This window comes from Klebsiella sp. CSG-1 (assembly GCF_056521145.1).
Genome location: NZ_JBWNLD010000011.1, coordinates 1 through 23,984, shown reverse-complemented (window position 1 = coordinate 23,984; position 23,984 = coordinate 1). Strand labels below are relative to the sequence as shown.

At 53.2% G+C, this 23,984-nt stretch carries 22 protein-coding genes and 2 pseudogenes; 13 read left to right on the top strand and 11 right to left on the bottom strand.

Translation table 11 applies throughout. The features are described from left to right. Window positions 1–419: 419 nt before the first annotated feature. From AC007G_RS22660 to pgtA, 3 genes are read left to right on the top strand one after another with little or no spacing between them, the layout of a single operon-like run. The gene (locus tag AC007G_RS22660; protein ID WP_099973228.1) at window positions 420–1,613 is read left to right on the top strand and encodes an ABC transporter substrate-binding protein; all 1,194 of its coding nucleotides are present in this window, start codon (window positions 420–422) and stop codon (window positions 1,611–1,613) included. Continuing rightward, on the top strand, window positions 1,610–3,637 hold the full coding sequence (pgtB, locus tag AC007G_RS22655) for a two-component system sensor histidine kinase PgtB (RefSeq protein ID WP_142631054.1): 2,028 nt from the start codon (window positions 1,610–1,612) through the stop codon (window positions 3,635–3,637). Before AC007G_RS22660 ends, pgtB begins: the two co-directional genes overlap by 4 nt. Continuing rightward, the gene (gene pgtA / locus AC007G_RS22650) at window positions 3,603–4,847 is read left to right on the top strand and encodes a two-component system response regulator PgtA (protein WP_032687668.1); all 1,245 of its coding nucleotides are present in this window, start codon (window positions 3,603–3,605) and stop codon (window positions 4,845–4,847) included. Before pgtB ends, pgtA begins: the two co-directional genes overlap by 35 nt. A 10-nt stretch (window positions 4,848–4,857) precedes the next feature. Here pgtA and AC007G_RS22645 read toward each other — a convergent pair whose 3' ends face one another. After that, complete coding sequence (locus AC007G_RS22645; protein ID WP_032699821.1) at window positions 4,858–6,183, bottom strand: uracil-xanthine permease family protein; 1,326 nt, start codon at window positions 6,181–6,183, stop codon at window positions 4,858–4,860. A 60-nt stretch (window positions 6,184–6,243) separates the two neighbouring features. Further along, window positions 6,244–7,368: an aryl-sulfate sulfotransferase gene (locus AC007G_RS22640; RefSeq protein ID WP_046852494.1), complete on the bottom strand. Its 1,125-nt coding sequence runs from the start codon at window positions 7,366–7,368 to the stop codon at window positions 6,244–6,246. A gap of 198 nt (window positions 7,369–7,566) precedes the next feature. On the opposite strand from AC007G_RS22640, the gene AC007G_RS22635 reads away from it, so the two are divergent. Then, window positions 7,567–8,586: a LacI family DNA-binding transcriptional regulator gene (locus AC007G_RS22635; RefSeq protein ID WP_032699823.1), complete on the top strand. Its 1,020-nt coding sequence runs from the start codon at window positions 7,567–7,569 to the stop codon at window positions 8,584–8,586. A 12-nt stretch (window positions 8,587–8,598) separates the two neighbouring features. Here the strand turns inward: AC007G_RS22635 and AC007G_RS22630 are convergent, their stop codons facing one another. From AC007G_RS22630 to AC007G_RS22620, 3 genes are all read right to left on the bottom strand, one after another. Then, a complete protein-coding gene (locus AC007G_RS22630) occupies window positions 8,599–9,147 on the bottom strand; it encodes a DUF924 family protein (RefSeq protein ID WP_142631056.1) in 549 nt (182 codons plus the stop codon). A gap of 40 nt (window positions 9,148–9,187) precedes the next feature. Continuing rightward, complete coding sequence (locus AC007G_RS22625; RefSeq protein WP_185935647.1) at window positions 9,188–9,796, bottom strand: maltose acetyltransferase domain-containing protein; 609 nt, start codon at window positions 9,794–9,796, stop codon at window positions 9,188–9,190. Between the two features lie 193 nt (window positions 9,797–9,989). After that, entirely contained in the window at window positions 9,990–10,571 is a 582-nt protein-coding gene (locus tag AC007G_RS22620) for a nuclear transport factor 2 family protein (RefSeq protein WP_032687672.1), read from the bottom strand. Between the two features lie 94 nt (window positions 10,572–10,665). On the opposite strand from AC007G_RS22620, the gene AC007G_RS22615 reads away from it, so the two are divergent. Next, window positions 10,666–10,851, top strand: a complete 186-nt coding sequence (locus AC007G_RS22615; protein ID WP_260612565.1) for a hypothetical protein — start codon at window positions 10,666–10,668, stop codon at window positions 10,849–10,851. On the opposite strand, the gene AC007G_RS22610 is transcribed toward AC007G_RS22615, so the two are convergent. Continuing rightward, window positions 10,819–12,060 carry an MFS transporter gene (locus AC007G_RS22610; protein WP_142631057.1) on the bottom strand — a complete coding sequence of 414 codons (1,242 nt, stop codon included), beginning with the start codon at window positions 12,058–12,060 and terminating at the stop codon, window positions 10,819–10,821. The genes AC007G_RS22615 and AC007G_RS22610 overlap by 33 nt on opposite strands. A gap of 142 nt (window positions 12,061–12,202) precedes the next feature. Here AC007G_RS22610 and AC007G_RS22605 point away from each other — a divergent pair, with 142 nt between their 5' ends. Together AC007G_RS22605 and AC007G_RS22600 are read left to right on the top strand one after the other, a co-directional pair. Continuing rightward, window positions 12,203–12,658: a winged helix-turn-helix transcriptional regulator gene (locus AC007G_RS22605; RefSeq protein ID WP_047664906.1), complete on the top strand. Its 456-nt coding sequence runs from the start codon at window positions 12,203–12,205 to the stop codon at window positions 12,656–12,658. A gap of 109 nt (window positions 12,659–12,767) precedes the next feature. Then, window positions 12,768–13,130: a glyoxalase/bleomycin resistance/dioxygenase family protein gene (locus AC007G_RS22600; protein ID WP_032687708.1), complete on the top strand. Its 363-nt coding sequence runs from the start codon at window positions 12,768–12,770 to the stop codon at window positions 13,128–13,130. A gap of 206 nt (window positions 13,131–13,336) precedes the next feature. Here the strand turns inward: AC007G_RS22600 and AC007G_RS22595 are convergent. The 3 genes and pseudogenes from AC007G_RS22595 to AC007G_RS22585 all read right to left on the bottom strand — a co-directional run. Beyond that, window positions 13,337–13,423 (bottom strand): annotated as a pseudogene (locus tag AC007G_RS22595) (hypothetical protein); the annotation flags it as partial. Between the two features lie 103 nt (window positions 13,424–13,526). Next, entirely contained in the window at window positions 13,527–14,120 is a 594-nt protein-coding gene (locus AC007G_RS22590; protein WP_072009529.1) for an AvrPphF family type III effector, read from the bottom strand. Window positions 14,121–14,671: 551 nt separating this feature from the next. After that, complete coding sequence (locus AC007G_RS22585) at window positions 14,672–15,562, bottom strand: DMT family transporter (RefSeq protein WP_049264339.1); 891 nt, start codon at window positions 15,560–15,562, stop codon at window positions 14,672–14,674. 103 nt (window positions 15,563–15,665) lie between these two features. Between AC007G_RS22585 and AC007G_RS22580 the strand changes: the two genes are divergently transcribed. The 6 genes from AC007G_RS22580 to AC007G_RS22555 all read left to right on the top strand — a co-directional run bounded on the left by AC007G_RS22580 (window position 15,666) and on the right by AC007G_RS22555 (window position 21,544). After that, window positions 15,666–17,000: an aminotransferase-like domain-containing protein gene (locus tag AC007G_RS22580; RefSeq protein ID WP_142631058.1), complete on the top strand. Its 1,335-nt coding sequence runs from the start codon at window positions 15,666–15,668 to the stop codon at window positions 16,998–17,000. A gap of 177 nt (window positions 17,001–17,177) precedes the next feature. Then, complete coding sequence (locus AC007G_RS22575; RefSeq protein ID WP_032696184.1) at window positions 17,178–17,612, top strand: GNAT family N-acetyltransferase; 435 nt, start codon at window positions 17,178–17,180, stop codon at window positions 17,610–17,612. A 158-nt stretch (window positions 17,613–17,770) separates the two neighbouring features. Beyond that, a complete protein-coding gene (locus tag AC007G_RS22570) occupies window positions 17,771–18,106 on the top strand; it encodes a YcgJ family protein (RefSeq protein ID WP_133959621.1) in 336 nt (111 codons plus the stop codon). Window positions 18,107–18,438: 332 nt separating this feature from the next. Next, entirely contained in the window at window positions 18,439–18,933 is a 495-nt protein-coding gene (locus AC007G_RS22565; RefSeq protein ID WP_142631059.1) for a DUF1003 domain-containing protein, read from the top strand. Window positions 18,934–18,956: 23 nt separating this feature from the next. Continuing rightward, window positions 18,957–20,831, top strand: coding sequence for a potassium transporter Kup (locus tag AC007G_RS22560; protein WP_142631060.1), 1,875 nt, complete (start codon window positions 18,957–18,959; stop codon window positions 20,829–20,831). Window positions 20,832–20,995: 164 nt separating this feature from the next. Continuing rightward, window positions 20,996–21,544 (top strand): DUF4451 domain-containing protein, encoded by a 549-nt coding sequence (locus AC007G_RS22555; RefSeq protein ID WP_223306625.1) that lies wholly within the window; start codon window positions 20,996–20,998, stop codon window positions 21,542–21,544. A 107-nt stretch (window positions 21,545–21,651) separates the two neighbouring features. On the opposite strand, the pseudogene AC007G_RS22550 reads toward AC007G_RS22555, so the two are convergent. Together AC007G_RS22550 and AC007G_RS22545 are read right to left on the bottom strand one after the other, a co-directional pair. After that, window positions 21,652–21,983, bottom strand: a pseudogene (locus AC007G_RS22550) (ISNCY family transposase); the annotation flags it as partial. Window positions 21,984–22,276: 293 nt separating this feature from the next. Next, complete coding sequence (locus AC007G_RS22545; RefSeq protein WP_369121831.1) at window positions 22,277–23,224, bottom strand: hypothetical protein; 948 nt, start codon at window positions 23,222–23,224, stop codon at window positions 22,277–22,279. Window positions 23,225–23,984 lie beyond the last annotated feature (760 nt).

The window sequence follows — 23,984 nt, the reverse complement described above, 5'->3', positions numbered from 1 at the left end:
GCTATTTGAGTCAAAAATGACTCAAATATAAATCCGGAGGTTCTTTTTTTGACCCAAATATATTTACCGGCCGCCACTCTTTTTGTGAAATACTTAGCCGAGCTGGGTGCAAATTGCGCAATAGCCCTAAGGGCCTGCGTTCTTGTTAGTTTGACCTTGTTAACAGTATAATTTTAATAGCGGTGGTAGGCTGTTTATTATTCTGTAGGATAAAGCCGAATATGGATATTTCCCCGGCTTTAACGAACGCGTCGGGCAATGAACTTTTTTGTCACAAAGCTCAGCGAGATATTATTTATTCATGTTCTGGTTTTATGAAAACGATCACAAAACGCTGGCAGCGAGAAGGGTATTTCATGACAAAGCGGTCAAATAAACGACAGCGGGGCTGGGGTATTGGACTCTTCCTCAGTTTGCTGATGGTCTTTAGCGTTGAGGCCAAAAAGAATGAGCTGGTGATTGCCACCACTTTCTCACCAGATGCGACCGCCTATATCATCAGCCGCTGGCAGACTCAGCCGCAATCGGTGATCATCCGTACTCTGAATCGCACCAGCGCCTCGCTGGAACAACTGCTGGACGGCGCCGGAGGCGAGAATATCGATCTGGTGCTGACTTCATCGCCCATGCTGTTGCAGCACCTGCAGGAACATCAGCGGCTGGCCGCCTACCCGGACGCGCCGGCCCAGTCGCAGCAGCGGGTACCGGCTTCGATCCGCGGTACCGCAGTCGCGGTGGCCATCTCCGGGTTTGGTCTGCTCATTAACCAGCGTAATCTCCGCGAGCGCCAGCTGCCGCTGCCCGCCAGCTGGGACGATCTGATGCAGGCGCGCTACCAGGGCACCTTATTAATGAGTAGCCCCTCGCGTTCGGATACTAACCATCTGATGGTGGAATCACTGCTGCAACAGGAGGGCTGGAACCACGGATGGGAAATCATTTTGAGCATGGCGGGGAACCTGATCACCATCTCCAGCCGCAGTTTTGGCGTGGCGGATAAAATCAAAAGCGGCTTAGGCTCGGTCGGCCCGGTGATTGATAACTACGCCAATCTGTTGCTCGACGATCCAAACCTGACGTTTCACTATTTTCCGCACTCGGCGGCGTCACCTACCTATGTGGCGATGATTGGTCATAACCCGTACCCGGCGGATGCCCGGCGCTTTATTCAGTTTTTGCTCAGTCCGGAAGGCCAGCAGGCGCTCTCGGATACCAACACCGGAAAATACTCGATTATCCCCGATCCGGGAAATACACCGCGCGCGCGCCAGCAGCGCCAGCTACTGAGCGAACCCTCACTCAACTATCAGCTGATCCTGCAACGTCAGCGTCTGGTACAAAAGTTGTTTGATACTGCGATAAGCTTTCGTCTGTCGCAGCTGAAGGATGCCTGGCGAGCGTTGCACAATGCAGAAGCCCGGCTAAAAACGCCGCTACCGGAGGTCCGCGCGTTGCTGACCGCCATGCCGGTCAGCGAGCAGCAGAGTCGCGATGAGGACTATCTCCGACAGCTGGATAATAAAGATCGGGCCGAACAGCTCATGATGGAGTGGCAGCTCTTTTTCCAGGAACAACAACGGCAGGCGATCGTTAAACTGGAGAACCTGAAATGAGGTTGCCCGGCTTTATCAGGAACCTGACCATCAGCGCCAGCCTGCGCGGCGCGTTCCTGACCGGCGCGCTGCTGACCCTCGTCGTCAGCGGCGTCAGCCTCTACTCCTGGCACGAGCAGAGCTCGCAAATTCGCTATGCGCTCAACGACTATTTCCCGCGGATTCAGACCTCGTTCCTGATTGAAAACAGCCTGAATACGCTGGTCGATCAGCTTAATGAGTTTTTACTGGCGGCCAATACCACCTTGCGCCTGCAATTACGCAACCAGATCCTGCAACACCTGGATGACATCGACAGGTTAAGCCAGCGTCTTGATATGCCGGAACGCCAGCAAATTGAGCTGACGCTTCGCGACAGCCGTCAGCTGCTCGCCAGGCTCGATCGTTCGCTCTACAACATGTTTATCGCGCGGGAAAAGGTCAATGAAATCACCGCGCGGATTAACTGGCTGCATGATGACTTTACCTCAGAGATGAACTCTCTGGTGCAGGACTTCAGCTGGCAGCAGGGCGCCTTGCTAGATCAGATGGAGGACAAGCAGGGCCACGCCGTTCATCGTCTGCAGGCCAATCTGCGGGCGGTGCAGGGGGAACAGCAGCAGGTCTACACCCTGGCGCGTATTGAGAGCCAGATTATCAGCGACCTGCGCGACAGACTCACCGAGGTGCAGTCCAGCACGGAGGGCGACGGTAACGTGGAAGGGCATATTCGCTACCTGACCTACCTTAAAAACACCGCGGATGAAAATATGCATCTGCTGGAAGGCTATCCCAGCACGATAACCCTGCGGCAAACCATTGACGAGCTGCTCGATACCGGGATCGCGGAAAACAAAATGCCGGCCGCGATTCGGCAATATATTGAAGCGCAAAAGGCGCTGGCGCAGGTGACGCAAGCCAAAGAGAGCACGCTGGCGCGTTTTCGCGCCCAGCTGGAGTCCCAGCTCAGCGACAGCCACGGAAAAATGCGCGCCTTCAATCAGCGCCTCGAACATACCATGTGGTTCAGCGGCAGTCTGATTCTGATTGCCACGCTGCTGGCGCTGGCGCTGGCATATTTGCTCAACCACTATTTTATCCGTTCGCGGCTGGTTAAACGGTTTATTCAGCTTAATCAGGCGGTGGTGCGTATCGGACTGGGCGATGTTAACGCCGCTATTCCGGTGTATGGCGAAGATGAACTGGGGCGCATCGGGAAACTGCTGCGCCATACCCTGGGACAGCTTACTCAACAACGCCAGCTGCTGGAACAGGAGATCGCGGAGCGCAAGAGGATCGATCTCCATCTGCGTACGACCCAGGATGAGCTGGTTCAGGCGGCCAAGCTGGCGGTCGTCGGGCAGACGATGACGACCCTGGCGCATGAAATCAATCAGCCGCTTAACGCTCTGTCGATGTATCTCTACAGCGCCCGCACCGCCATTAAGCATGAGCAGATGGCCAGCGCCAGCCAGACCCTGGCCAGGGCGGAAGGGCTGATTGGTCGAATCGACGCCATTATCCGCAACCTGCGGCAGTTCTCTCGTCGTTCGGAAGCGGATACGCCTGCCAGCGCCGTCAGTCTGCGCCAGGCATTCGTTGCCGCCTGGGAGCTGCTGGCGCTGCGCCATAAACCGCTGTGCGGCGTACTGAACCTGCCGCCTGATGAACCGCAGGTCCTCGGTGACGAGGTGCGCATCCAGCAGGTGCTGGTAAATGTGCTCACCAACGCGCTGGATGCCGCCCAGACGGCGCCCTGCATTAACGTGGCGTGGGAACGTACGGCGGAAGGCTGGACGGTGATGATTGCGGATAATGGCGGCGGCTGGCCGCTGGCGCTGGCGGGGTCGCTCCTCAAGCCGTTTGTAACCAGCAAGCAGCTGGGGCTGGGCATCGGCCTGTCGATCAGCGAATCATTAATGATACAGATGGAAGGGCATCTGCGGCTGGCGTCGACGCTGGATCGTCATGCCTGTGTTGTTTTGCAATTTTTAGCTACGGAAATAAGCCATGTTGACCGATCACCACAATATATTGCTGATTGACGATGACAGCGATGTCCTCGACGCCTATACCCAGCTGCTCACCCAGGCCGGGCATCGGGTTTACGCCTGTGGCGATCCGCTGCGCGCGCAGGATCTGGTCAGCGAAGCATGGCCCGGCATCGTGCTCAGCGATGTGTGTATGCCGCACTGTTCCGGCATCGATTTGCTGAAGATACTGCTTAAACACGACCCGCATCTGCCGGTGATATTAATTACCGGCCATGGCGATGTCCCGATGGCGGTTGAGGCGGTTAAGAAAGGCGCATGGGATTTTCTGCAAAAACCGGTTAATCCCGGGCAACTGCTAGACCTGATCGATAAAGCGCTGGCCCAGCGTCAGTCGCAGGTGGTGCGGCGACAGTGGCAAAAAGAGCAGCTGGAAGACAACCTGATTGGCCGCAGCGAGTGGGTTACCCAGATGCGACAAACGCTTCAGCAGCTGGCCGAAACGGATGTCGCGGTCTATTTTCATGGCGAACGGGGAACGGGGCGAACGCTGGCGGCATGCTACCTGCATCGCCTCAGCACGCGCGGCGACCGGCCGATAATTTTCGGCGATATCCTGCAAGGCCAGGAGGCACCGCTGCAGGCGTGGTGTGAGCAGGCGCAGGGCGGGACGCTGGTTCTGCGGAATATCGAGTTTCTGAGCCAGGCACAGCAGTTGGTACTGGCCCATCAGCAAGCGCAGGATGAACCGCCGTGTCGACTGGTTGCCACGGGGCTGCAGCCGCTCATTGCCCTGGTGGGCAATAACCTTATTCTTCCCGATCTCTATTATTGCTTTGCCATGACCCAGCAGTTTTGCCCGCCGCTGGCGCAGCGTCTCGACGATATCGAGCCCCTGTTTCTGCACTATCTACAGCAGGCCTGTTTACGGCTGAATCATCCGGTACCAGAACTGCCGGCGGCGCTGGCTAAAAAGCTGGTCAATCGCCACTGGCCGAACAACGTGCGCGAACTGGCAAATGCGGCCAAGCTATTTGCCGTCGGGGTGATGCCGCTGGCTGAAATCCCCAATCCGCTGCTGCATCAGGTTGAGCCGATGCAGCTTGACCAGCGGGTTGAGGATTATGAACGGCAGATCATTATTGAGGCCCTGAACATCCATCAGGGCCGGATCAACGATGTCTCAGAGTATTTGCAGATCCCGCGCAAAAAGCTCTACCTGCGAATGAAAAAATTTGGCTTAGACAAACATCATTATCGCTGAGCGGTACGGCCTAATGCTTAAGTCTGACGGCTGCCCGTTTTTCGCTCAGCATAAACAGCGAATTGACGATGATGGCAGTCAGGGTGCCGGCCGCCATACCGTTGCCCAGTACCATCTGTATTCCTGACGGGAAATTCTGATACAGCCCGGGCACAAGTATCGGCAACATCCCCATCGCCAGACCGGCAGCTAAGGCATAGGTTTTCCCCGGCGTATGCAGCGGTTCGCGGGCAATCATACCGATGCCGATGACGCCGATGATACTGAAAACGATCACCGCCGTACCGCAGACCACCGGGCCTGGCAGGCAGGTGGCAAGGCGAACCAGTGGGGAAAGCAGCGCAATCAGGATCAGCAGCGCTCCCGCCGTCGCCGTGACATAACGGGATCTGACGTTGGTCGTGCGCACGACGCCAATATTTTCGCCGGAGGTAATAATCAGGGAGGTGCCGAACAGTCCTCCCAGCAGCGAAATAATGGCGTCGCCGCGAATCGTCCGGGGAATCGCTTTGTGCACGTTTTGCGGCGAGTTGACGATCTCCGCGGTGGCGATCGTTTGCCCGGCCGCTTCCGCCATTGAGATGACGGCGTAAATTAATAACGGTAGCGAAGCCGTAAGATTAAAAACCGGCCAGCCGAACGGGAACAGCTGTGGCAGGCTGAACAGCGGCCCGTGACTGACCTCGCTGAAATCGGCGCTGCCCAGGGCCACCCCCAGCAGAGTACCGGCCAGTAAACCAAACATCACCGACAGCTGACGCAGGATCCCGGTAAACGCCAGCGCGAAGATAAGCGTAATCAGGATGGTCGTCAGCGCCAGAAGAATGTGGGTTGGCTGGGCAAAATGGCCGCTGCCCGGTGGCCCGATAATCAGTCCGCCGTACAAACGAATCAGGTTAATCGAGACCATCAGCAGCATGATCCCGATGATAAACGGCGGGAAATGGTGCAGAAAACGGCGGAAAACGGGCAGGGCGATAAAGTAAAACAGCGACGTTAAGATTACTGCGCCAATCGCCGTCTGTATCGACGTTTGTAGGGCAATCGCGATAAAAATTGCAATCGGCGCGCCGCCGGGCACCATGATGAAAGGCAGCCGCGCGCCGACGCTCCCGATACCGAGGCTTTGTACGATGGCTCCCAGCCCGCACAGCAAAAAGGTCGCGCTCAGTAGCGACGTGGTGACGGTATCGCTGAAGTGCAGCGCCTGGGCGATGAGGAAAACGGCGGTGATTGGCGTGGCGACCACCACCAGAACATGCTGAAACGCCAGCAACAGCAGAGTTTGCCAGGGCAGGGCTTCGTTATCCGGAATATCCGAGTCAGAACGCGGCATAGATAAATGCCTCCCAAAGAGGTCAAAAGAGAGCCGTCGACACAGGCCGACGGCGGCGAATTATTTCAACCACGGCAGCGCATCGGCAGCATAGCGGTGCGCGCGGAAAGCGCTGTTCTGCAGACCGGGGATAATGCCCTTGCTGAGGTGTTCCGGGTAGGTATTGAAGTAGGGAATGATGTATTCCCATACCGTCTCGCCCTGCGGCGTCACTTCAAACAGACGGCCAAATGCCGATTCGCAAATAAAGGTGTTGCCGTTCGCCAGGCGCTGAGCGCTTCCCATATAGGGCGAGAAAAAAGCAGGGGGGAAAATATCGCGATATTGCCAGGTGATAGCCATGGTGTGTGGATCGAATTCCAGCACCGTTGAGTGCGGAGAGGTTACCCCCTGACGAAGATTGCCGTTATCAAACACCAGAATGGTGCCATTGGCCATCTCGACCGGCGTGTGCTGTTGGGCGACAATATCCGCTCCCGCGTGCCAGACAACGTTGCCACTCTCTTTCTCTACGGCAATGACGCCGGATGTTGTGCGCAGGCTCATCAGCACCAGCCCCTCACGGGTAACCGAGAGGCCGTTGATCATCGGCCAGTGACGGCGATCGAAGATCGTATGTACCGGATAATCCTCCGGCGACAGATGCTCCCAGGCGCGCCATTCCCATACCACTTCGCCGTCGCGGTTAACCTCTTTGACAACATCGCTTTGAATGATGCCATCCGGCGCATCGCGGCGCGGGTCGCCGCCGGTAACCCGGGCGGCTATTTCCGCCGGCAGCGGGGCGGCGGCGGTGTACAGGAGATGACCGTTCGCCAGCCACTGCGCATCGTGATGATGGAAAATATCCTCGTAATGCCAGACCACTTCGTTATCCGGCGTGACTTCATAGAAATCGCCGCCGTGCCACAGGTCCCAGGCCGGATAGAGATTCGCCGAGGTGCGATGGCTGCCGTTATAGCCGAGGTTACCGTTAGGTAACAGCACCGCATCACGTCCGGCGCGAACCGGGAGCTGCCACTGGTGCGCCACCTCTCCTTGTTCATCAATCAGATAGACCCGACCTTCGGCAGTCTGTGGGGCAAAGAGGGTATAGCCGCCAAAGCTTTTCTCCCTGTTGGCGAGGGTCAATCCGCTCGGACGACGCCCGAGGGTAAAAGCCGGATCCTGAGATAAGTGTGCCACGTAGCCTCCTGAGGAACGATTTGCCGTCAAAATTGTTCATTAAAACGTTTTAATGAAACAACATTAGATAGGAACGACCGTTTCAGAGCTACGGGTGATAGCCACTTTTTTAATATGATTTTGTTATGTCATAGTGCGGAAAATCATACGAGGGAAATGTGCTACCCTGAGCGTAAAAACACAGGGAACGCCAGGTCTATGTCTGTTCACGATAAGAAACGCGCAAAACTGATCGATGTTGCCCGTCACGCTGGCGTGTCGCCGGGTACCGTCTCCAATGCGTTGCATAACACCCGTTTTGTTGAACCTGAGACGCGACAGCGAATCGAAGAGGCGATTCAGGCGCTCAACTACACCCCGAATATTCGCGCGCGCCAGCTACGAACCGGAAAAACAAACACCATTGCACTTCTCTCTTCTCTGCCGCTGACCATTGCGTCCGGGGCGTCGAAGCTGGGTTTTATGATGGAAATTGCGCTTACCGCAGCGATTATGGCGCTGGAGAAGCAGCATGCGCTGATCCTGGTGCCGCCGGGAAAGAACCCGCTGGATATGGTGACCTTTGATGCCGCGATTCTGCTGGAACCCGCGGAAAACGATCCGCAGCTGCGTGCGCTTGAGCAGGCAGGGATCCCCTGTATTACCATTGGCCGCACGCCGGGAACGCCAACTCCGGTTCCGTGGGTGGATCTCCATTCTGCCGCCACGGCCACGCTGCTGCTGACGCACCTGCAGACGCAAGGCGCCGACCGGTGCGCGCTTTTTGTCGGCACAACGCGTCGGGCCTCAACGCTGGAAACAGAAGCCGCTTACCAGCTCTGGTGCGAAGGACGGCAGGCGCCGGTCATCTATTACCTCAATGAAGAGGAGGGGGAAACCGCTGGCTATCAGGCCGCGCGTCGGCTGGTGCAGGATAATCCCGATGTGGATGGTCTTCTGGTGCTGGTCGACACCTTTGCCAGCGGGGCGGTTCGCGCCTTTCACGAAACCGCCACCGCGATCCCCCAACGAATGCGTTTAGCCACCCGATACGACGGTATTCGTGCCCGAGAATCCCAGCCGCCGCTGACATCGGTGAACATGCATCTCGATGAGGTCGCCAGGCAGGCGATTACGCTACTGTTTGCCGTGTTGGCCGGGCAAAACGTCGCTGGCAGCCGCGGTCAGATGCCGGAACTGGTGGTCAGAGCCTCAAGCCGTTTGCCTGAATTGAGCTGAGCGCGGTGACGACTACCGTTGCTTTTGAAGCCAGCAAAGCTCTTCCGGCGTCGAGCTCCTGCCGAGCGCCTGATTGCGATACGGATAGCGGCCAAACTGGTCGATCACCCGCTTGTGCTCGGTTTCTGCTCTGAGTGAACGTGTGCTCGCGTAGCGCTGATAGAGCGTGAGCGCAGTATCATGAATGATTGGCGATTCCGAATGCATAAATGGCAGCAGGGCAAAATCGCGTCTTTCAACAGGAAGCTGGTCAAAGTCAGGTTGTTTGACCAGTTCCTGTGCCAGGACCAGCGCCATACCGTCAGCCGCGAATGAAAGTGGGCTATTGCGAAACAGATTGCGTGAAAACTGATCGAGCACGATGATTTCCGCCAGCCGGCCGGAGAGGCTCTCCCGCCACTCGGCCAGCTCACCGCGCAAGGCTGCCTGATGAACCGCAGAAAAGCGGTGACGAATCTGTTCATCAAAGTCCTCGTCCGAGCGAAACCAGCGTTCAGGCGGGGTTTGATGAAACCAGAACTCCAGAATTTCGTGGGCGTCTCTCATCGTGTTAACCGACATCTTCACTCCTGTTATGAATCCTCAACGGCTGCCTGTGGTTTTACTCCGCATCCATCACCGGCAAACCTGCCAGCGCGTTCCGGCGATCTTGTTCGCCGATCGGTCTGTGCACCCGGCAGGGAACGCCGGCGGCGACGACGTTGGCGGGAATATCTTTTGTTACCACGCTACCGGCGCCTATCACGCTGTTACGGCCAATGGTCACGCCAGGATTAATGATTGCGCCGCTACCGATCCACACATTGTCTTCCAGCGTGACGGTCTGTGAAAACTGCTGACCGGTGATGCGAACCGCGGGGTCAATCGGGTGTCCGGTGGTCGAGATGGTGACGTTAGGGGCAATCATGACATTATTGCCGATAATCACTTTGCCATCGTCGACTACCACCAGATTAAAATTTGCGTAGAAGTTATCGCCGATACTGATTTGGCTGCCGTAGGCCACGTGCAGCGGTGGCTCAATCCATACGTTATTCCCGATGCGGCCCATCATCTGGCGGATCAACGCCACGCGTTTCTCGGGTTCTGCGGGGGACGTATGGTTAAATTCATACGCCAGCATTTTTCCCCGCAGCCGCTCTTCCGGCATCCCCTCATCCATATCGGTATACAGGTAGCCACTGGCGAGTCGTTCCCGTTGCGTCATCATCTTGAGATCCTTTGTATTGCTGAAGTAGAGGGCCTACCGCATCTGGTTTACGTGCCATCGCGCGTCCGCCCGGACCAAGGGCGGGGTCTCGCCAGGGTGATAAGCCGAGACATCCTTGAGGCTATAAAAAATACTTTTTTATACATATCACGGATTTGTGTTAAAAATCGAACCCGGATTGTTGATAGTGTGCTTAGGCCAACAGCCAGCTTTTCGCTTCGGCTTTCATCTTCACTTCCAGTTCGCTGCCGCGGGTAGCAAAAATCCGTCCCAGCGGAAAACCGCTCTGTTCCAGGAGATAGGCCAAAGCAGCGTATTCACGGGGGTAAGCCTGCGCTACCGACGGGTCAATCTCAACCGGACCGAGCGGGAAGGTAAAGGTACCCATATCGTAAATGCTCTGCCGGTGAAACAGCCTCCACACTCCGTCTCTTTTTTCTGCCAGATCGTAAAACCGGTTATGGCATTCACAGCCCAGATTGAGTTTGACGTTTTCAGCGATGATCATGGCGTTGGTCTCAAGGATGGCTTTGTTCCCGCTGGCGTTAAAGGTGATCACGGGTGTGCCGATAAGGTGTTTGGTGCGTAGGTCCGATGCTCCCATCCGCATGGAACCGTCGACAAAATCGCGCGCCAGCCCTTCAAACCACGTGATTTCGATCGTGCCATCAGGGTGAAACAGCTGACGTAGCGCGGCCCATTCACCGAGGTCGCGATGCATCCAGCCATTCACCAGGTCGTTGAGTTGTTGGCGGTCTTGTTGTTGATTGTTCATCGCTTCAGTTCCTGTTAGTTGACAGCCTTCAGTTTGCGTAACGGCAGGGTTAAATTCAAATAGTCAGTTCAGAAAGCGCGACCCGGATGCGGAGGTGACGATCGCGGAGATCGGCCCGCAGCAGCAGGTGACGGCGATGTTTGCCGGGCAGATAGATGTTGGCTACATAGCCGATAATAGTACCACCCGGTATCACGGTATATCAGGCGGGGCGCGGGAAGATGATGGTCGCACCGTCGCCACCCCGTTACATCCAACGGACAGGCGATCTTTTCCGTAACCCCAGCCAGAAAATCAGCGCCGCCGCGCTGATGCCGGCACCAGCCAGACACACTGCGTTCCAGCCCCAAAGCGCATAACATTGCGTCGCCACCACGGCCCCCAGCGCGCTGCCGACAGAGTAAAAGCCCATGTACGCTCCGACTAACCGACTTTGCGCGTCGGGCCGTGCGGCAAATATCAGGCTCTGGTTCGTGACATGGACTGCCTGTACGGCGAAATCCAGAATGATGACTCCGATGACCAGCAGCGGCAGGGAGGTTTCGGCCCGGGCGATCGGGGCCCAGGCAAAGAGCAGTAATGCCAAAGAGATGCCGGTGACGCGCTGTGCTGCCCCGCGATCGGCCCAGTGTCCGGCCTTTGACGCGGCCAGGGCGCCGGCGATGCCCGCCAGGCCAAACAACCCGATCTGCGTATGCGAAAGACCCTGAGCGCTGAGAGGTAAAACCAGAGCCGTCCACAAGACGCTGAAGGCGGCAAAAATCAGCAGCGCAAAGATGCCTCTGACCCATAGCGTCGGTTCCGTCATCAACAGGTGGAAAACCGATGCCATCAGCGCCAGATAGCTTCCTGACATGGGCACTTTCCTGGCGGCCGGCATCGTCTGAGAAAGCACCGCGGCCAGCAACAGCATCAGGCTGGCTGCGCTCAGATATACCGCGCGCCATCCGGCAAGATCGGCAATCACCCCTGAGGTTAAGCGGGCGAGGAGAATCCCCAGCACTACGCCGCTGGTGACCCTGCCTACCGCTTTACCGCGCTCGGCAGGGGCGGCCAGCGCGGCGGTACAGGCCACCACGATCTGCACAACGACCGCCATGATCCCGACAAGCGCCATGGCGCCGAGGAACATGAACCAGCGTTGTGACAACCCCGCGACCGTCAGCGCGGTCGCCAGTAGCAACAGCTGGGTGATAACCAGATATTTGCGGTTCACAAGGTCGCCGAGCGGCACAATAAACAGCAGACCGACCGCATAGCCGATCTGCGTCATGGTTACCACCAATCCTACCGTTCCGGGCTGTACGCTGAGACTTGTTGCCATCGATTCAAGCAAAGGCTGGGCAAAATAGACATTGGCGACGGCCAGCGCCGCCGTCAGCGAAAACAGGAAGGTGAGCCACGGCGTTAACCGCTGTTCCTCCCGATCGGACTCGGCTGCGTAGTCCGTTAACGCCGTCTCTTCTTTCAGGCATGGCTTCGTCTTCATGATGTTTTTCCGCGTGAATAGTGGTTTCTTTTTAAAACCAGATTGCCCATAATTAATCATAAAGGTTTTTTTTTGCAACTAGTTTCGTTTGCGCTTATTCTGGCGGCAGTGCAATTCGCCCAGTGAAAGAAGGAGATGCCGAATGGCGAAGCAGAAATCACTCACCGACGGTGAATGTCCGGTCGCCAGGACTCTGGAGGCAATCGGCGAACGCTGGTGCATGATGATCATTCGTGAGGCCTTTGACGATGTCCGACGCTTCAGTGAATTTCAAAAGAATCTCGGTCTGGCAAAAAACATCCTCGCCTCGCGCCTGAAGCAGTTGGTTAATCTGGGCGTGTTCGAGATCTGTCCGGCATCTGACGGCAGCGCTTATAAAGAGTACGTGCTGACCGAGCGTGGTCGCGCAGCATTTCCCATCGTGGTAGCCATGCGGCAGTGGGGAGAGCGCTACATGTTTGAACGCGGAGAGGTGCATTCGGTACTGCTGGATAAGGCGTCGAACCGGGCGGTTATGCCGCTGGAGGTGCGCTCTGCTGATGGCAAACCGCTGGCGCCGCAGGATTGCCATCGTCGGCGAGTGGTAAAAGGCGAGTAGCGGCGGAAAGTCAGGCGCCTCCGGTAAGCTATACTCATTCCACTTCCCGGCGCAGGCAACAAGCGCGCATCGCCGGGCAATGTTCATCCCGCGAAATGAGGTCAGCTTTATGAATACTGAAATTAAGGGGGGAATTGATATTGCGATGAAGGTTCCCCCGCACCAGTATCAGCAGACGCTGGATTTCTACCGGCAAACGCTCAGGCTTCCGGAGATTACGGATAAAGCGCCAGCCACCGGCTTCATCCTTGGCCCAAACCGACTGTGGATCGATGAAGCGCCGGGCCTCAGTCAGGCGGAAGTCTGGCTGGAACTGTTCACACCCGATTTTCACGCGGCGGAAAAACATGTTGAACAGCATGGCGTCGTGCGCTGCGACGCGGTTGAGCCCTTACCGGAAGGGTTTAAAGGGGGATGGATCATGAATCCCTGCAATATTGTCCATATGCTGCGGGAACCAGAGGCCTGGTAATCTCTCTTTGCCGATGGGCTACCGACTGGCCACCGGTGATTATTTATCATCCCGGCATCAAGATCCCATCTCGGGTAGAGGTCTTCTGGCCTCTACGCCATGATGGTGCGGTGACTCAATCAGCGCCCGTCTCATTTTTTGCTGCCAGCCAAATCACGGCAGTTTGCTTAACCGCTGCACGTTCAGGCTTGCCAGCTTGCCAGCTAAAATCTCGAGAAAGTCATCATGGAACCGACCGCAAAGCTCGGCACAATCTCCATGGTCTGTACCGAGGCCAGAAATTGCGGGGCGTAAGTGTGAGCAGGCGCAACAACTGTTACTGGCCCATCAGCAAGCGCAGGATGAACCATCGAGTGGTGAACACGACAAACGCCATATATTCGAGTTGTGTTAACGTCAAATAATTCTAAAGGGTATCTGTGAACCTTTTGGCAACCCGATAATCAGTACATTTTCAAGCGAAGATGAGGCATCTCGGTATATCTTCCCTCCACATAAAAGAACATCTTTTATTTTAAAAGTAATGATAATATCATTTTGCGTTTTTCTGTATCCAGAAACCATGCGTTTGGCTTTATCTAAAGAAATTTTTGTATTTGTGTATACTACATTCAGACATTCTAAGCCCAGTGACTGGGCCGGTTTTGTTCTTGGAAGCATAAGCCCTGGCACTAAAGGGTGCTGTTTCAGATCATACGGATCTTCTATTTTTGCAACAGGATTAGTATGCCCTGATATGAGCATTTTTTCTCGATTGACGAATTCGGGTGCAGTCACACGGACTAAGTTAGTTTCTGGATTAATACCGAGTAAAGCCATTATGTGTGCTGTTGTAGGCCACATATCCAAATGAGAGAATCTGGACCATAACACAGGAGAATAGTCTTCTCCAAAATTGGCACGTGAAAGGATTTTATCTGTCACTTTTTCAGCGTGCCTGCTATTTTTAGCATTAAAAGGTTGTCGGTGAGGATGATTTCTTGAAAACATAAAGCAATCCATTCCAAATTATATATTATAATAACACAATACTTTCAAATATATTTGAGAACACACGATCAATCTAACTGACTTTTAAACCTCAGTCAATAAACAGTCCGCCATTCAATCAACTCGAAAAACCACCCCAGAAACCACAGTATACTCATCGAGTGCAGAGTAATAAACCAACAAACAAGGATCCCAGTCAAAATAAAATATATATTTATCCCTTTCCCACCATCGATAAATAAATAACAAAAAAACACACGTTCATTTATTAGTAAATAAATGTCAACTATGGCATTCAAAAATAAAATATCACCACACCATATTGACTTCACTCATTGGGGTGCCTTTTGTTCAGCGGGGATAAGCCTGGGTTATCTGAGCCAGGGACCAACTATTCAGAGTAGTCGCGTGCGGGGGCTTGATCCAGCCCGGGCCACCATCGCTTCAGGCTGCCAGAGCTGAGGCGATGATGGAGGGCGTCGTGGCAGAAAGCAAACGCCATAGCCCTGTACCCCTTTGAATCAAGTCGATACCAGGGCCAGGAATACATGTTACCTGGCAAATTTTCGCGAGCCGATCACGCATAATATAACGCCCAGCGTGATCAGCATCATCAGCGGGCTGACGGTTTCATGCAGGAGCGTAGCCGATAGCGTCAGCCCGAGGAACGGCTGTAACAGCTGTAGCTGACCGACGGCGGCAATCCCCCCAATAGCTAGCCCTTTGTACCAGAAGATAAAGCCGATCAGCATGCTGAAGAGTGAAACATAGCCTAGCGCCAGCCAGGCGGAAGCAGAGATCTGGCTTAAAGAGGCCGGCAGAGTCAGAATGGATGCCATCAGCATAAAGGGCAGGGAAATAATCAGCGCCCAACTGATGACCTGCCAGCCGCCCAGCACGCGAGTCAGTTTCGCCCCTTCCGCGTACCCCAGACCGCAGACAATCACGGCGGCCAGCATCAGCAGATCCCCGGTCAGTGAAACGGCGGCGCTCTGGGATAACGCAAATCCCATGACCAGCAGACTCCCCAGCAGAGAGAAGATCCAGAAAATGGGTTTTGGCCGCTCGCCGCCTCTAATTACGCCGAAAATCGCCGTGGCGAGCGGCAGCAACCCTAAAAAGACGATGGAATGCGCCGACGTCACGTGCTGCAACGCCATTGCGGTCAGTAAAGGGAAACCGACGATCACACCGAGTGATACCACGACCAGCGGTAACAGCTGGCCCGCCTGCGGGCGTTTTTCCCGGAAGCCAAAAATGAGTATCATCGCTAACGCCCCGGCAATAGTTGCCCGCAGGAAGGTCAGAAAAAACGGGTCCATATCGAGCACGGCGACCCGCGTGGCGGGTAAAGAGCCGCTGAATATCACGACGCCGAGCAGACCATTTAGCCAGCCGGAAACTGAACCTGGTGCGGCTTTATATGCTGTAGAATTTACCACTATGACCTCACGTTGCGGGGACACTCATCATCTTGAGCATCGGGTGCGCCGATGGCAATCTCACGAATCTGATACAATCAAATTATTGTCATGGATACATTGGATGAAAGCCCGTTATAAAGCCATCGTCGATCGGTTTGCGGCGTTGATTCGCAGCGGTGACATCACGTCGGGGACGCGTTTGCCAACTCATCGCGATCTTGCGGCAAAGGAGCATATTTCTCTGGCAACGGCGACGCGGGTCTATGCAGAGCTGGAAGCGATGGGGCTGGTCAGCGGGGAGACCGGGCGTGGGACGTTCGTCAGAGAGATTGCGCTGCCGCCAGGCCACGGCGTCGATCAGCATGCTGTGGCCAGCGATGTCCTTGATTTGAATTTTAACTATCCGACCTTAGCTGGGCAGGGCGATGCCCTACGTGACGCTCTGCGACGGGTTGCCGCCGCCGGTGATATTGAATCACATTTACGCTATCAGCCTCATGCCGGCAGGCTTAGCGAACGCGAGATCATTGCCGGGCATCTTGCCGGGAACCGCTTTCAACCTTCAGCGGAGAATGTGATTATCGTCAACGGCGCCCAGCATGGACTGGCTATCGCGGTGATGGGCCTGCTCAGACCCGGCGATGTGGTGGCCGTTGATGCGCTGACCTATCCCGGCTTTAAAGCCCTGGCCGCGCTATACCATCTCGAACTTATCGCGATACCTTCTCTGTCCGACGGTCCGGACTTCGCCGCCTTGCAGCAACTTTGCCAAAAAAGAGATGTGCGCGCCGTGTATACCATGCCGACGTTACATAATCCGCTGGCCTGGGTGCTGAGCCAACGGCAACGTAAAACACTGGCCGACATTGCCCGCGCTCATGATCTTGTGATCATTGAAGATGCCGCTTATGCCTATCTGGCTAATCGTCCACCTCCGCCGGTCGCCGTTTTTGCACCAGAACGTACTCTCTACATCAACGGATTTTCCAAAAATGTCGCCACCGGACTGAGAGTCGGCGCCGTTATCTGCCCTGACGCTTACCGAGGGGCACTGGAACGAGCGGTCCGCGCAACGAGCTGGAATACGCCGTCTATTATGACGACCCTGGTATGTAACTGGATACAAGATGGGACCGTCGCCCGTTTTGAAATGCTGAAGCGACGGGACGCGCGCCAGCGGCAATCCATGTTGAGAGAAGCGCTCGGGGATATGGCTTGTATCACCCATCCGGGGTCCTATTTTGCCTGGCTCCCGCTGCCGGATGAGTCCAGGGCCGACCGGGTAGCCAGCCGACTGATGAATAACAATATTTCCGTTTCAACGGCTGAGCCATTCTCTACATCACTGGCGGTACCACAGGCTATCCGGATTGCGCTTGGTTCGGTGAATATCACCCATTTACGCACGGCGCTGCTTCAGGTCCGCGAGGCTATCGAATCAGAACAATATCGTTAGCATGAAAAAAACGCAGGGAAGGGAGGTCCGGACTCGGTATCCGCGGCAGAAGACAGAATACGCGCCAGAAAGTTCATCGTCTGCTGACCTGCGAATGAATATTTATCACACATATAAATTTCAACCGTTCCCTGCTATAAACGATCGCTTATATCTGCGGTTTTAAAGGGTACCACCATGATGACGCTGCAAGGTAAAGAGGGGCTTAACTCGGTTGACTGGCGGGCATTGGCTGAGCTTATCGCGGCTTCCGGTCTGGGGCAACGCGATATCTCGTTGCTTGAACAGGCCTTTCGCCACAGTACGTTCTGCTGGTTTGGTTTTCACAATGGCCAGCTGGTTGCGGTAGCCAGAGCAATAAGCGATCTCACCTGGTGTAGCTATCTGGCCGATGTGGCCGTAGATCCGCGTTATCAGGGGCAAGGCTATGGCCGTCAGTTAATGCAGACAATATGTGATGTGCTGTTACCCTACGGGAAAATTTTTATTTATTCGGTGCCGGATAAAACCGGATTTTATCAGCGTCACGGATTTGAATTACTCACGACGGGTATGGTCTGCCTGAACGATGAAGGTTTAGTGAAAATGCGTGAGCAGGGTTATATCAGATAAGCCGCCAGTTTGCCGACTTGCAGAATTATCTGCGGTAGACATCGACAATATATTCAAATAGTCTGACATCGCTCAGCATGAGCAATGCGGATTATCCGAAAGACACATAGATTATTGAACGGGATTATTCAGTGCATATCCACATAAAACCATGCTTATTGATATTGCTGCTGGCGACGGCAGCAATCCCCGTCTGTGCGAAACAACCGGTTTCCCTTTACTCGCCGGAAGCACAGGTCCTGTGTGATAAGTACATCTGCGCCACGGCGACAGACGGCGTTTCTCAAGCCATGACTGAGAAATATCTGGGCAAAGAAGCGGCGAAACGACTGAGTTCACAGGGTAAATTTGACCCGAGTTCGTTTACCTTTGCCGGCGGCACGTTCTGCGACATTAAGGAGAAGCTGTGCCGTGAAGACCGATATTATGGTGCAGATGGTAAACACAGCGGGGCAATTTCGACAAAATATACCCGGCTGCTGTTCGGGAAATAAGTCCTTCCCGCTCACCCGTGGTGAAGGGCAGGGAAGTCACTTGCGGCTTTGCGATCCCTGTCCTGAATCCGTTTTATTATCTGCCGGACGTGTCCCGCGCCGGTGTTGTCAACGTTAGCTCGCCGACCACGCTCTTCCATCCGGGGCCAATGAGGCTCCGTTCGCCCTGCGCGCTGTCGTTCCGTCTCGATCGCCCGACGTCGCTGTTTTCCTGAACATACCGGCTTCCTTTCATAAGGATAGCCAGCCAATCCGGGTACCTTTAGCTATATTCTTAATACAGAACAACCGCTTTTCTCTTTCAGGAATGCAACTTATCTTATGGGTGTCCTATGAATAAGAAGGATATTTTCCGCTTTCATCGACCATTATCCCGCTACTCGCATACGTTTGGTGATGAGTGGTTTGCCCTGAAAGCTGAAGCATTCGCCCGTTTTTTTGGCACACCGACGTTTTTGGTGGCACAGACGGTCATTGTCGTTGTCTGGATCCTTATCAATATTATCGGATGGACCCGGTTTGACCCTTATCCCTTTATTTTGCTTAATCTGGCATTCAGTTTACAGGCAGCCTACGCGGCGCCGCTGATCCTGCTGGCGCAAACCCGACAGGCAGAGCGCGATGGGGCGCACGCGTTAGCCGATGCACAGCACCGTGAGGAGCTGGCGGAAGATATAAGCCAGAGACAGGGGCTCGCACAGCGGCAATCTGAACAGTTGATGATTTTATTGCAGCAAAATACCGAATTAACGGACCTGACGCGGCAAATGGCTGAACGCATTGAGAAATTAACGCTACAGCTCACCCAACATAAGAATATTAAATAAAACAAGCAGATGGACGGGGAATCATGGACAATAATCACTCAGCGAACCACAGGACATCAGGAAAGATCATACTGGCAGGAGGAGCGCTGGGGGTGGTTTTTGGTGATATCGGCACCAGCCCACTGTATACGTTAAAAACGATACTTCTGTTATCCGGCGATAGTCCCACTCCCGACGTCATTCTGGGTTTATTATCGCTTATCATCTGGACGCTTATTCTGGTTACTTCCGTTAAATATGCCATCTTCGCCATGCGTATGGATAATAATGGCGAGGGCGGAATCATGGCCCTGATGTCATTGCTGGTACATAAAGGTAAAGATAGTAAGTGGGTGACATTTTCTGCGTTGACTGGTGCGGCGCTGATATACGGAGATGGCGCAATTACGCCGGCTATTTCCGTGCTTTCCGCCCTCGAAGGGCTGAATATTATCTTTCCCGAGGCGCACTCTTTTATACTGCCTGCCACGGTAGTGATTCTGGTTACCTTATTCGCCATTCAACCCTTTGGCACCGCTAAAATAGGTAAAATCTTTGGTCCGGTGATGACATTGTGGTTTGTGGCAATTGCCGCGCTGGGAATATCGGGTATCGTCCAGTATCCGGCAGTGCTGCTGGCGATTAATCCGGCTTACGGTGTCTCCTTTTTACTTTCAAATGGTTTCAGCAGCTTCCTGGTATTAGGCGGTGTCTTTCTGTGTGTCACTGGAGCTGAAGCACTTTATGCGGATATGGGCCATTTCGGCAGAAAACCAATCTGGATGGCCTGGTTTGGCCTGGCGTTTCCGGCGTTATTACTCAACTATGCAGGCCAGTCAGCGATAATTCTTGCAGGTGCGGACATTTCACAGAATATCTTCTTCCGTCTTTGTCCACCGTTCCTGCAAATTCCACTGGTTATTCTTGCCACTCTGGCCACCATCATTGCCAGTCAGGCCATTATTACCGGGGCGTTTTCAATGACCCGACAGGCAATTCAGCTGGGTTGGTTTCCGCGCTTGCATATCAAACAAACCACCGCGGAGAGCTACGGGCAAATCTATATCGGCACGATTAACTGGCTGCTGATGGTCGTTACCGTTGGTCTCGCAATTGCGTTTAAGTCATCGGAGAACCTCGCCGCAGCCTATGGGATCGCAGTGTCGTTGACGATGTTGATGACCTCCGGACTGCTGTTCATGGCTATGCGGCAAATCTGGGGCTGGAATCTGCTTGCCAGCACTCTGGTTGCCGTCAGTTTTCTGCTGATCGACAGCAGTTTTCTGATTGCCAATCTGGTGAAAGTGATGGAGGGCGGTTATATCCCGCTTATGCTGGCGGCGATCGTTTGCGGCGTTATGCTTATCTGGAACCGCGGTGTGAAGGCCACGTCTCGCGCGATTAATGAGAAAGTGATGGCTGTCGATGAGTTCTTCAATAAAATCAACCGGCTGCAGGTTCCTCGCGTTCAGGGTACTGCGGTGTTTTTAACGCGTAGTCAGAATGGTGTGCCGCCGGTCATGCGCTGGCACGTCGCGCGCAATCGCGCTCTGCAACAGCAAGTCATCTCGTTGACCATTGAAGTACAGAACATCCCTTATGTGGAAGCGGGGAGGCGACTGGTGCTTACCGAGCGGGCACCGGGTTATCTGCAGGGCGTTGCGCATTATGGCTTTATGGAGCAACCGCATATTCCAGAGCTTCTTCATAGCGTCCCAGGACTGGCGGTTCCGTTTGTTCCTGAAGAGATCACCTGGTATCTGGGGCACGAGACGATCATCGCGCTTGAGGGGCATGGCATGGTCGCGTGGCAGCGTAACTGTTTTGCGTTTATGGTGAGAAACAGTACCCACATTACCAATTACTATCGCTTGCCGGGCGATCAGGTGGTGGAAATTGGTCGGCGGGTAGCAATTTAGCGCGGTAGTAGAGAAATGGCGTTCATCCGGCGGCGGTTTTATCGGCTTCGGAGTCAGCGTTGGAGCAAAATTAGCATATTGTCAAAGCTCAGTAAAATTGTCTAATCCGTGGCTCATTAGAAATGTAGCCATAATTTTCAGTACTTTAGTCAATGTGAGGGTGTATGGATAATGCGCAATATAAACCGGATGGCCGTAAACGATATACCACATGGTGGTGGTGCGGAAGTTTGTATTTGGTTACATGGTACTGTTCTGCGGATGAAATAAACCTGTACTCAATAAATACGGGCTCATATGTTTATCATTTAACGCACAATCACGGGCAGTATACTGAGAATTTTGAAAATAACTTCATCTCCGTGGAGCGAAAATTCTCGGATGATTCAAAATATAGTTTTGTGCTAGGCACGATGAAAAACAGCTTTGATGACAGATGCCTGGCTGCCGGCGTAAGAAGGGATTGGGCAGGTTGGGATAACGGCTGGGTTTTTAAGGGAATATATGGATATGTAGGTGAGTTTTTCTTTGATGCTTTCAGTGATTGCGGCGATCATGGTTCATACCATGATTTTAAGAAAGCGACAGGAATAGGCTTTTCCCCCTATATCTATCATGGCTTTCAGTATAATTTTACGTCTTATTTTGGGATGGATGTTGGCATTATCATACCGTCAGTATTTGTCATTACGGCACAGTGGAGTTTTAGATAAATTCGACAGCAGTGACAGGAGATAAGGAAACGAAGACAAGAGAAAGCGATCCGCTCACCACAACAGGCACGTCGATAGCGTGGTTGCTGAAGTTTTGGTGCTCGTTATTTGCGGGGAACCCAGAGACTGGCTTTAACCATAAGCGACCGGACAGTTTCTTTCGACTGATAGACATCGTGACCAGCGTCGATCCAAAGTCGGTATAACGTTCACGGATTAGGTTGAGTGCATATCGGGCAAGACCAACAGGCAGCTCATTATTGCTTGGTTTTCCGCGACGACGGCTAGCCATACCCAGTGGACCAGATTCACAATAACGCGAAAGAAGACGACATCGACACTGACGATCGGAGATACCCAGGCGCTGCGCGGCCGTCTGTGTTGTCAAACGCCGGTCGACAACATCCTGACTGGTTTTGAGTCGGTTAACTTCATCCAACGTGAAAAACTCGCCGTCATCAGAATCCCTTGATGGTTAACTTAGTCCTGGTCGGATACTACAATTTTGCTATCACATCATTGGTGCGCATAATGTGTTGAACATGTTAAATGACTGCACGAAGTGCTGGCATTTAGCCTTCTGCAATGAACTGCCAGACGTTGTTACTTGTTTTCTGGCATAGAAAATCACTGCAACAGCGGAATTACAGATACATCCTGAATGTTCGTTTTTTCTTATTAATAGATAGCATTGTGAAATGCTGGTTATTTTATGACTATTTTATAGCATCATCAACAGGTTGTGGCAACACAGTTTATGTCGGGATTTCTGTTTTCCCACTGAAGTATGAGCCAGCGCAGGTAATGAACATAAACCTGTACATCACCATCAATCATGTAGCAATTACGCTGAATCTTTTTCGTGAGAGGCCAGAACAACACTGTGCCATAAGGGGTTTCAGACAGGATTACTTTCATATTCCCGTTAAGAACAACTTCATAATTAATTTGATTGTTTTTTAATTCATCTTCAGCCTCCATTAATATCTTATCTCGAATTTTATTTATTTCATGATAATGCCCGGAAGGAATCTTCATGGCAACGCGTCGTAATCCAGCTTCCCTGGCATTTTCTTCTGTGCTGATAAATGCCACCGTGTCAGCAGAATAAATCCGGCGATGTGAGTAATCCTTATCGAGCTCATACTCTCCCGGATTATCCTTCCATTTGTTGTAGCCATGCAATTTTGGAAGGTCATTGCAGAAGTTCTGAAAGTTATGCCATCGCTCGCATACAGTGACACCTTTGTAGCCTTTAAAATACTGCTTCCCTTTGGTTGTCATGTAGCACCTTGCCAGCATGTTATGCCAGAGTATGAATGCTCTCGTTCTTTGGTGTGTTCGGGTGTTTTCAATAGTTGAATGACATCCATTACCAATATATCCGACGCCGTAATATTTTGGTGTCATCAGTAACTTTCGTCGTTCTTCCTCCGATGATGGAAAAGCTTCGTCTGATACAGAACCAGTTTTAATATGCGAGCCATAGGCTTCCTTGATGATGCCACTGTCTTTGAATTCCACGACATAATAGCCTCGCCTTGATTTATCATCAGAGCGACCAAGAATGGCGCATTCTCCATTATGTCGGGTTCTGAATGTTGCGCCGGGGAACAATACGTCATGAGTATAATTTTGATGAAAGCAATTATTACGGATGCCTTTTTTGTAGCGGGGCATGATATTTCTCCTGCGTGATTTAACTGAAAGGGAAGGGAGTAAAAAGAATCGGGGCGGGTCCTTCTTTTTCGATTCACCTTCAGTCAGGCACTCATGCCGGAGAGATGGATTATATTTATGTAATCACTTCAAAAAATAAAATATAAAACTTTTCAAACAATGAATTGTGACAGATGATGGTACAAACCGTCAGGCGCGCTGTGTGGCATCATTATTACGGCACATACAAATGCGTCAGGTTGCAGCCGGATGCGCTCAGATGGCTGTACAGATGCAATAAACAGGGCGGAACAGGGGGGTTGCCAGTGTGAGAGGGCGCATATGCCTGACAATTGCAGGGCTGTTTATTTATACAGTGCCTGGTATTTTGCTTGCATCGTGACCGCTGACTGCCTGTATGCGGTTTTGGGGTGATTTTGGCCTTAGTCATGGTTTTGCATTGCCACTGACTCTGGCGTTGCGCATGGTGCATTACAGGGAGCGCACTCAGGGTCAGGACTGCGCCGGAATCACCCGACAGGGTGGGGGAATAGAAAAATAAACATAACCGTTTTACAGATTTAAATATCCGTGCTACCATCGCCAAATCGCCAACCGGGGTTAATTCTTTTATATATGTTCTGTTATTCTCTTATATAGACTTGCTGTTTAATTGTTATTATCGGTTTTCTGTACTTATCTGCATCTGTCTTTGATGTTTCAATATTATCCCAATATTAAGCCCTCCGCAGGAGAGCCATGCGGCTTGAGCTGACAATAA

Coding starts and splice junctions, on each gene's coding strand:
- AC007G_RS22660 (WP_099973228.1), top strand. CDS start 420: ATGGTCTTTAGCGTTGAGGCCAAAAAGAATGAGCTGGTGATTGCCACC.
- pgtB (WP_142631054.1), top strand. CDS start 1,610: ATGAGGTTGCCCGGCTTTATCAGGAACCTGACCATCAGCGCCAGCCTG.
- pgtA (WP_032687668.1), top strand. CDS start 3,603: ATGTTGACCGATCACCACAATATATTGCTGATTGACGATGACAGCGAT.
- AC007G_RS22645 (WP_032699821.1), bottom strand. CDS start 6,183: ATGCCGCGTTCTGACTCGGATATTCCGGATAACGAAGCCCTGCCCTGG.
- AC007G_RS22635 (WP_032699823.1), top strand. CDS start 7,567: ATGTCTGTTCACGATAAGAAACGCGCAAAACTGATCGATGTTGCCCGT.
- AC007G_RS22630 (WP_142631056.1), bottom strand. CDS start 9,147: ATGTCGGTTAACACGATGAGAGACGCCCACGAAATTCTGGAGTTCTGG.
- AC007G_RS22625 (WP_185935647.1), bottom strand. CDS start 9,796: ATGATGACGCAACGGGAACGACTCGCCAGTGGCTACCTGTATACCGAT.
- AC007G_RS22620 (WP_032687672.1), bottom strand. CDS start 10,571: ATGAACAATCAACAACAAGACCGCCAACAACTCAACGACCTGGTGAAT.
- AC007G_RS22610 (WP_142631057.1), bottom strand. CDS start 12,060: ATGAAGACGAAGCCATGCCTGAAAGAAGAGACGGCGTTAACGGACTAC.
- AC007G_RS22605 (WP_047664906.1), top strand. CDS start 12,203: ATGGCGAAGCAGAAATCACTCACCGACGGTGAATGTCCGGTCGCCAGG.
- AC007G_RS22600 (WP_032687708.1), top strand. CDS start 12,768: ATGAATACTGAAATTAAGGGGGGAATTGATATTGCGATGAAGGTTCCC.
- AC007G_RS22590 (WP_072009529.1), bottom strand. CDS start 14,120: ATGTTTTCAAGAAATCATCCTCACCGACAACCTTTTAATGCTAAAAAT.
- AC007G_RS22580 (WP_142631058.1), top strand. CDS start 15,666: ATGAAAGCCCGTTATAAAGCCATCGTCGATCGGTTTGCGGCGTTGATT.
- AC007G_RS22575 (WP_032696184.1), top strand. CDS start 17,178: ATGATGACGCTGCAAGGTAAAGAGGGGCTTAACTCGGTTGACTGGCGG.
- AC007G_RS22565 (WP_142631059.1), top strand. CDS start 18,439: ATGAATAAGAAGGATATTTTCCGCTTTCATCGACCATTATCCCGCTAC.
- AC007G_RS22560 (WP_142631060.1), top strand. CDS start 18,957: ATGGACAATAATCACTCAGCGAACCACAGGACATCAGGAAAGATCATA.
- AC007G_RS22555 (WP_223306625.1), top strand. CDS start 20,996: ATGGATAATGCGCAATATAAACCGGATGGCCGTAAACGATATACCACA.
- AC007G_RS22545 (WP_369121831.1), bottom strand. CDS start 23,224: ATGCCCCGCTACAAAAAAGGCATCCGTAATAATTGCTTTCATCAAAAT.